General features: G+C 42.6%; 4 protein-coding genes. All 4 read right to left on the reverse strand.

The window, feature by feature from the left end; genetic code table 11:
• Positions 1-387: 387 nt before the first annotated feature.
• The 4 genes from B4K11_RS13500 to B4K11_RS13515 all read right to left on the reverse strand — a co-directional run bounded on the left by B4K11_RS13500 (position 388) and on the right by B4K11_RS13515 (position 6,569).
• Positions 388-627: a hypothetical protein gene (locus B4K11_RS13500; protein WP_292954926.1), complete on the reverse strand. Its 240-nt coding sequence runs from the start codon at positions 625-627 to the stop codon at positions 388-390.
• 4 nt (positions 628-631) lie between these two features.
• Entirely contained in the window at positions 632-2,461 is a 1,830-nt protein-coding gene (locus B4K11_RS13505; protein ID WP_292959430.1) for a Na/Pi cotransporter family protein, read from the reverse strand.
• Between the two features lie 56 nt (positions 2,462-2,517).
• The gene (locus tag B4K11_RS13510; RefSeq protein ID WP_292954922.1) at positions 2,518-4,089 is read right to left on the reverse strand and encodes an inorganic phosphate transporter; all 1,572 of its coding nucleotides are present in this window, start codon (positions 4,087-4,089) and stop codon (positions 2,518-2,520) included.
• Between the two features lie 545 nt (positions 4,090-4,634).
• Positions 4,635-6,569, reverse strand: coding sequence for an FAD-dependent monooxygenase (locus B4K11_RS13515; RefSeq protein WP_292954920.1), 1,935 nt, complete (start codon positions 6,567-6,569; stop codon positions 4,635-4,637).
• Between the last annotated feature and the right edge of the window lie 327 nt (positions 6,570-6,896).

Raw genomic sequence — 6,896 nt, forward strand, 5'->3', positions numbered from 1 at the left:
GAATCCTATCACTCCGACCACTTTCTTTTACTTCTCTTGTCTGTACATCTACTTCGCTTAAAATCCTGCAATAGTTACAGATTCATAACATTAAACACTGCGTTCGCTCACTACCTCAAGAATACGGTTAAATCACTCTCGTTTAGCGAATAGCCAATGCACACCTAAAAATACAGTATCTTAAGAACATTAGAATGAACAAAGAGCCCCCCCCCTTTTGCAGAGAGAATGAAAAAAACTCAAGTTTTGAATCATAAGCAAGACTATAAGGAAGAGACTCTTAAATCACGGCCTAGGCTTATATAAACTGAGCAATTGCTAGGTAATTATGCCTCCTTTTAAAAACCCTTGATACAAGCCCAAGCTAAGCAAACCAAAGTCAAACATTTACTTCAGTTCTTTGAGAGCACCAATCACTTTTTTGCGCTGAGTCATGACAATCTCAAGATTTTTTTGCAGGCTTTTTAATTCTTCTCCATCTGCAACTAAAATTTTCTCTTTTAATTTTTTCTGTTTCTTTTTCAATTTCTGCTGGATATCTTTAAGGCATTCCTTCCGTTCACCCTTTCTCAGCTTGTCATCATCGAGATATTTTTCGGTAATCTCTAATAGCTTAAGCAGTTTCACAGTTTCACCCCAGACTCTTGATACTTATCGATTCTTTTTTATCGCCTACAATTTCATCCACTTCATCCTCAGTAAGCGACACACTACGTAAAGCCTCTTTCATGCCTAAATCTCCACCAGCAAAAAGAGATTCACCCATCTGAATTAGGTTTTTAGCAACACCATAAGCATAGTTGGCATCATTCATCATTGAGGTTGCCATTAATGCTGTGATTTTATTAGCGCGAATCAGCTTTTCCATATCACCATTTACAGTTGCATCATTTTTCCTCATATCAAGCTTCAAGCTATCCAAAGAAAGAACATTCAAAGAATCTTCATCATCATTACGAATATTATCCAGTTCACGCATCAACCTTCCGAGCTGAATTCGGAACTTGTTGTATTCAGCACGAATATAAACGTTTTCAGAGAGAATATACTGTGAAAGATTCTTGTTCATGTGCTTGGTATCTTTTATTGCCTCCACAATGTCTCGCCCTGCTGCACGCAGCCTGAACAACTCGTCACCTTGCTCTGGAGTCATATTCGATTGAGCACTACTGATAAACTTAACAATATCGCTATACAGGCCTTTGATGCTCTTTTCATACTCATCATCAAAATCGACTGGAATTACTTTCTGACCTTGTTTAACGACATCTTCTAGGTCTTTATCCGACAAAATATCATATCGATGCAAGCTAAGGCCGTGAGCTATAATCGCAAAGGCATTGTCATACAATCGCAAAGTTTCTTTACGCACAGCCTCTATTGCCGTATCAGGCAACTCTTCAGCCGATTCATTAAGATACATAGGTTTCTCTCTGGACTGCTCCTTTTCAGGCATAGCTTTGGTCAAAGAGCGAGCTAGAGGGTTGATGAAAGGCATCATCGCAACAATTCCGATCGCATTGAAAATGGTGTGAAAAACCGCCAGCTTCAAAGTATAGTCATCTGCAGCAATACCAACCGTAGCACTGAACCCATCAACCATACCGGTGATTTGGTAGATAAACACAATGGCGATAAGCGCGGTGACCATATTAAATATCAAATGAGCGACGGCTAAACGCTTACCCTGCACATTGGCACTCATCGAGCCGATTATTGCCGTGATAGTGGTACCTATATTGGCACCAATCGCCAAGGCTAAAGCGTTCTCATAAGTGATCTGCTGTGCCGCTAGAGCTGTAATTATGATTACCAATGTCGCATGACTAGACTGCATAATCACGGTAGCGGCTATGCCAATCAGGGTGAAAAGCATAATCCCGGTATAGCCCGATACTGAAAAAGCGGTCAAATCAATGGTACCGCGAAATGCCTCAAAACCCTCTTTCATGTAGTGGATACCCAGAAACAGAAATCCGAGACCCGCAAGAATATATCCGATTCCATTCATAGTTCGCGATTTCTGAAAAATCAGAATAATACCGAATACCAGCATTGGCATAGCATAGGCAGAAATCTTTACCTTCATTCCCAAGCCCGCAATCAACCAGGCCCCCGTGGTGGTGCCAAAATTGGCACCAAAAACAATTCCGATTCCGGCGGTCAAGCTAATTAGGCCAGCACTCAGGAAAGAGATAGTAATCACGGAAACCAGTGAACTGGATTGCATAACAGAGGTACTTACAACACCAAATGTCAGTGATCTCCATGGACCATCGGTCGTTTTTCGCAGTATTCGCTCTAGAACTCCGCCAGTAAAGGATTTGAAACCCTCTTCAAGGGAAAGCATTCCAAAAAGGAAGATAGAAACCCCGGCAGCAATTTCCTTGAAATTTGGACTGATCCAGAAACCCAAGGCTAGAATCGCCAGCATGGTGCAAAAAATTATCTTCCTGAACATTAATGAATGTTACCCTTTTAGATTATAAAAAATACAATTTCCACCCATGATGGAATTTATACTTCCAGCATCATTCCTCGTATTGTAAAGAAAAGAATTGCTGCCATGACGCCTGCAGCTGGAACAGTGATGATCCAAGCCGCAGCTATTTTCAAGAGTGCTGAACGTTTGACCAACTCTGTTCGGTAGGTTTTTTTAAGTCTTTTGCGCTCTTTTTTATTCAATTCAGCAGAAGCTCTATGCTCTTTTAGCTGCTTAAGCATGCCTTCTTTCTCTTCGATGGTCGCATCCTCGAACGCTTGGATGAACTGCTGAACTTTATCTTCATCTCCTTCAGAATGATGTGCATGTATCTCTGCAATTTTCTTAGCATAGTTGGTTTTCAGGTATTCACGTAAGAAACCAACACCAAAAACCCCACCAACGGCAATATGGGTTGAGGATACCGGCAGGCCAAGCTGAGAAGCTATGATTACGGTAATAGCTGCTGACATGGCAATAGAGAAAGCCCGCATCTGATTGAGTTCTGTGATTTCAGAACCAACAGTTTTAATCAGTTTTGGACCATATAAAGCCAACCCAAGTGCGATACCAAGGGCACCAATCATCATCACCCATATTGGAATGCTAGCCTTGGCAGAAACCTCACCACTCATGATAGATTCATTTATTGCTGCAAGAGGGCCAACCGCGTTAGCAACATCATTAGCACCATGAGCAAAGCTCAATAGTGCCGCCGCAAAGATCAATGGAATGGTGAATAAAGAGTTAACCGAATCCTTACTGTTTTCAAGTTTATCTGCTGCGGCGCTTACCATTGGCCTGACCATAAGATAGACACAAGCTGCCGCCACAGCACCGATCAAAGTGGCCATAGCAAAATCAATCTTCCAAATTTTCTTCAGACCTTTAAGGGCTAAGTATGTAGAGAACGCCCAAGCCATTACAGTAACCAAAATCGGCACCCACTTTTTAGCGGCTGTGATCATGTCGGTCTTATAGGTAATGCTTTTTTTGATAAGCATCAGAAAGGACGCTGCGATAACACCACCCATAACTGGAGAAATAACCCAACTGGCAGCAATCAAACCCATTTTGTCCCAATTGGCTACAGCCACGCCACCTGCAGCCATACCTGCACCCAAAACTCCGCCCACAATGGAGTGCGTGGTCGAGACTGGAGCCCCCAAGGAAGTGGCGATATTAAGCCATATTGCCGCTGATAGAAGAGCAGCCATCATTAGCCAAATAAATGTATCCGCATCTTGAATTGTTTCAGGATTAATAATTCCTTTTTTAATAGTGCTTACAACATCGCCTCCCGCCAACAATGCACCTGATGCTTCGAAAACGGCAGCAATGATAATAGCGCCGGTCAATGATAATGCCTTAGAGCCAACCGCTGGCCCCACATTGTTTGCCACATCATTTGCACCGATGTTCATTGCCATATAACCACCAATCATGGCAGCGGCAACAAGCATTATTCCGTTAGGAACGTTACCCACCGTTGAGTAACTGTACATTATGACCCCAACAATAAAGAGGATTGCGTAGCCTAATCTCACGATTTCAGGTCTACCAAAGAGCGTAGCCTGCTCTAGTTTGTCGAGTTGGTTGATATCCACTTACATTTTTCTCCTCAGATTTACGCACCTAAAGTCGATTTGTTAGATCATCACGAAGTCTTTCAGATTTATGAAATTCAAAAGGTGCAGTACTCTTTTAAATTTAGCTCTCTGCTTCGTCAAAAACCATTGAACAGATCAATGAAACGACCTTTAAATGGATAAAATCAAAGCTATAAACAGTTTCATCAAAAATATGTGCTTATCGATAGTTTCGAGGATAAAAACCAGCTTGCTGTTTCATTACTAAGGAGCAGAGCGAGGACTACAATTTCTGCCTAGATTACAAAAGAATGACACCTAAAATACAAATATTGATAGGCACCTTTAACACGACCCAATCCTATAACTCCGACCAACGCCTCTATAGCCCAGCGTATAACAGCCTTAACTCGCTCATAATTAGCAAACTCCATTAAGACGTACCTAAGTTAATTCAACATGATTACATGAAATCGATAAACATAGATCCAATAAAGAATAAAAAAGCCCGCAGGTTTTATCCAGCGGGCTTAGATATAAAGCGGAGAACACAAAAAAAATCGTTAATTCTGCTCTATCATAAATACATCAAAGAACTTCGATAGCTCTTCATGCGCAGTAACAGGCAGAATAGTAGCAATATGCTGATCAGGTCTAACGACCACTATACAGCCGGCTGAACGATCAACTCCGCGTTGATCAAATATGTCATTGCTTTCTTCAGCGCGGAATACCTTTTCATAATCTCGTAGCCCATATTTACCTTTTGCTGGCCACAAGTAATCAGGCAGATCGTGCATTGATAAATCTTGCTGCTGGAATACAGCATAAGTATCAAAGACGGAATCAATATCAGCACCCTTCGGTGTGTATTTTTGTACCGGTGATGACTCATCATTGGCTAAAAAGTCAATGAACTTAAATGCCGCAGACGATGGATCTGTAGGTGTTTGAGTATCTCCAAACAGAAAGATCCTCCAGCGCCCATCAGCTTTAACTAAGTGCCCCAAGTGCTGGCTTCGGCCGTCAGCTACACGCGTTGCTTCAGCAGAGTGGAAGCGCTGACCAATCTTAAACCCAGTGGCTAACTGCTGATTTTCCTGACCTGTACAAATGTACGACGGATAATATTCAATTGAAGTTCCGGAAACGAAACCGCTTTGACGTTTCATAAAGGCTTCGATTTTTGCCGTATCAACTTTTGCCTGTTCAGAATCATCACCTGCATTTGGGCGAGTAGCTACTAGTCTGGAAAGTTCACGATCGGCATCAATTAACTGCTGCGCCACCTTGCGTCGCTCAGTACCGTAAGTACTAAGTAGTTTTGGATGACTTCGCCCCTGAAGCACTGCTGCCATCTTCCAACCCAAGTTAAAGGTGTCAGGTAAAGAAGTATTCAAACCCCAACCACCTTTCGGGCTGTGTGTGTGACAAGCATCTCCAGCAACAAATGCACGGGGAATAACATCCTCAGAACTACCTACGGGACGATTATCAAAACGCTCCGCAATACGTTGGCCGACCTCATAAATTGACCACCAAGCGACCTCTTTTACATCCAGCGTATAAGGGTGGAAAATCTTCTGAGCTTTAGCGATAAGATCTTGCTCGGTCAGATTAACATCCTTAGCTCGCTTGTCTTTTCCAAGCTGCTCTAGCTCTACATAAAACCGGCATAGATAACCACCTTCGCGCGGTATAGTCATAACCGCACCGTGATCTTTCGACTGGATAAAGCTTTTAACACGGATATCAGGAAAGTCTGTATTTAACAGAATATCCATGACTCCCCATGCTTTATTTGCCGAATCCCCTTCAAGCGGGATATCCATACTTCTGCGAACATTACTTCGGGCGCCGTCCCCGCCCACAATGTAACGTGCTTTTACTACCTCAGTTTTTCCTTCTCCGGCATCATCAACTCTCTTAAAGGTGGCCGTTATAGGATAGGCATCAAGATCCTGAGTAAGGTTTTCATCAACCTTCATCTCAACCAATTGGCGGCTGTAATGAGGACTTAGCTGAGTGACTGACCTCTCCATGCCATCTACTAGCAATTCATGTAGACGCGCCTGATTCACAATACCGTGCGTAAATTCAGAAAGCCCCGCTCGGGCATCAGCAATTTTATGCGTAAGCTTTATGTTTTCTGGATTTTCCTGATCAGGCTCCCAGAAGGTATTTTGTTTAAGCTGGTAGGTCTCTTTAACCACCATTTCACTACTATTAAAAGCTTCCATTATCTCCATGGTACGGCATGAGATACCGTCAGCTCGACCAAATAATAGGGGGCCTGACTCCATATCAACAATGCACGTTTTAATATCTGAAAATTCAGACAACTGCCTTGCCATGGTCAAACCTGCTGGGCCCGTACCAATAATTAATACATCCACTTCGTTCGGCAGATCCACGATTGGCGGCTCTGGGTAAGGCTTTCTAGCCTCATCAGGAACTTGATAGTTACCAGGCTTAAACCCATTCAAATGATATTGCATTATTCGGCCTCCTAATCTGGGGATCTACTCCTGATAAACCAGAAGTAGTTAATATATTAATAATATCCAGAAAATGGAGTGAAATGCAAGATGTTGATGACCCACTCTCTCACATGAGAGGTACGACCATGGGCAAATACCTTCCTTAAAAATGTCTATTGCGGAGGGTCAACCATATCCAATTTTTTGGTTAGCCGGCTGATAGCCTTACTCTAACTAAGTATACTGCCCGATCTGCATTCCGGCCGTACATATATTCAGAAAAGAGTAGAAACCCAACAAAAGCAGAAGGCCATAGACCTTTAGACTGTTAATCTATTGGTCGCT

The sequence above is a fragment of the Neptuniibacter sp. UBA6509 genome, assembly GCA_002435145.1.
Lineage (GTDB): Bacteria > Pseudomonadota > Gammaproteobacteria > Pseudomonadales > Balneatricaceae > Neptuniibacter.

Bases quoted from the DNA above. Each gene is read 5' to 3' on its own strand.
- B4K11_RS13515 (WP_292954920.1), bottom strand. From the start codon at position 6,569: ATGCAATATCATTTGAATGGGTTTAAGCCTGGTAACTATCAAGTTCCT.
- B4K11_RS13505 (WP_292959430.1), bottom strand. From the start codon at position 2,461: ATGTTCAGGAAGATAATTTTTTGCACCATGCTGGCGATTCTAGCCTTG.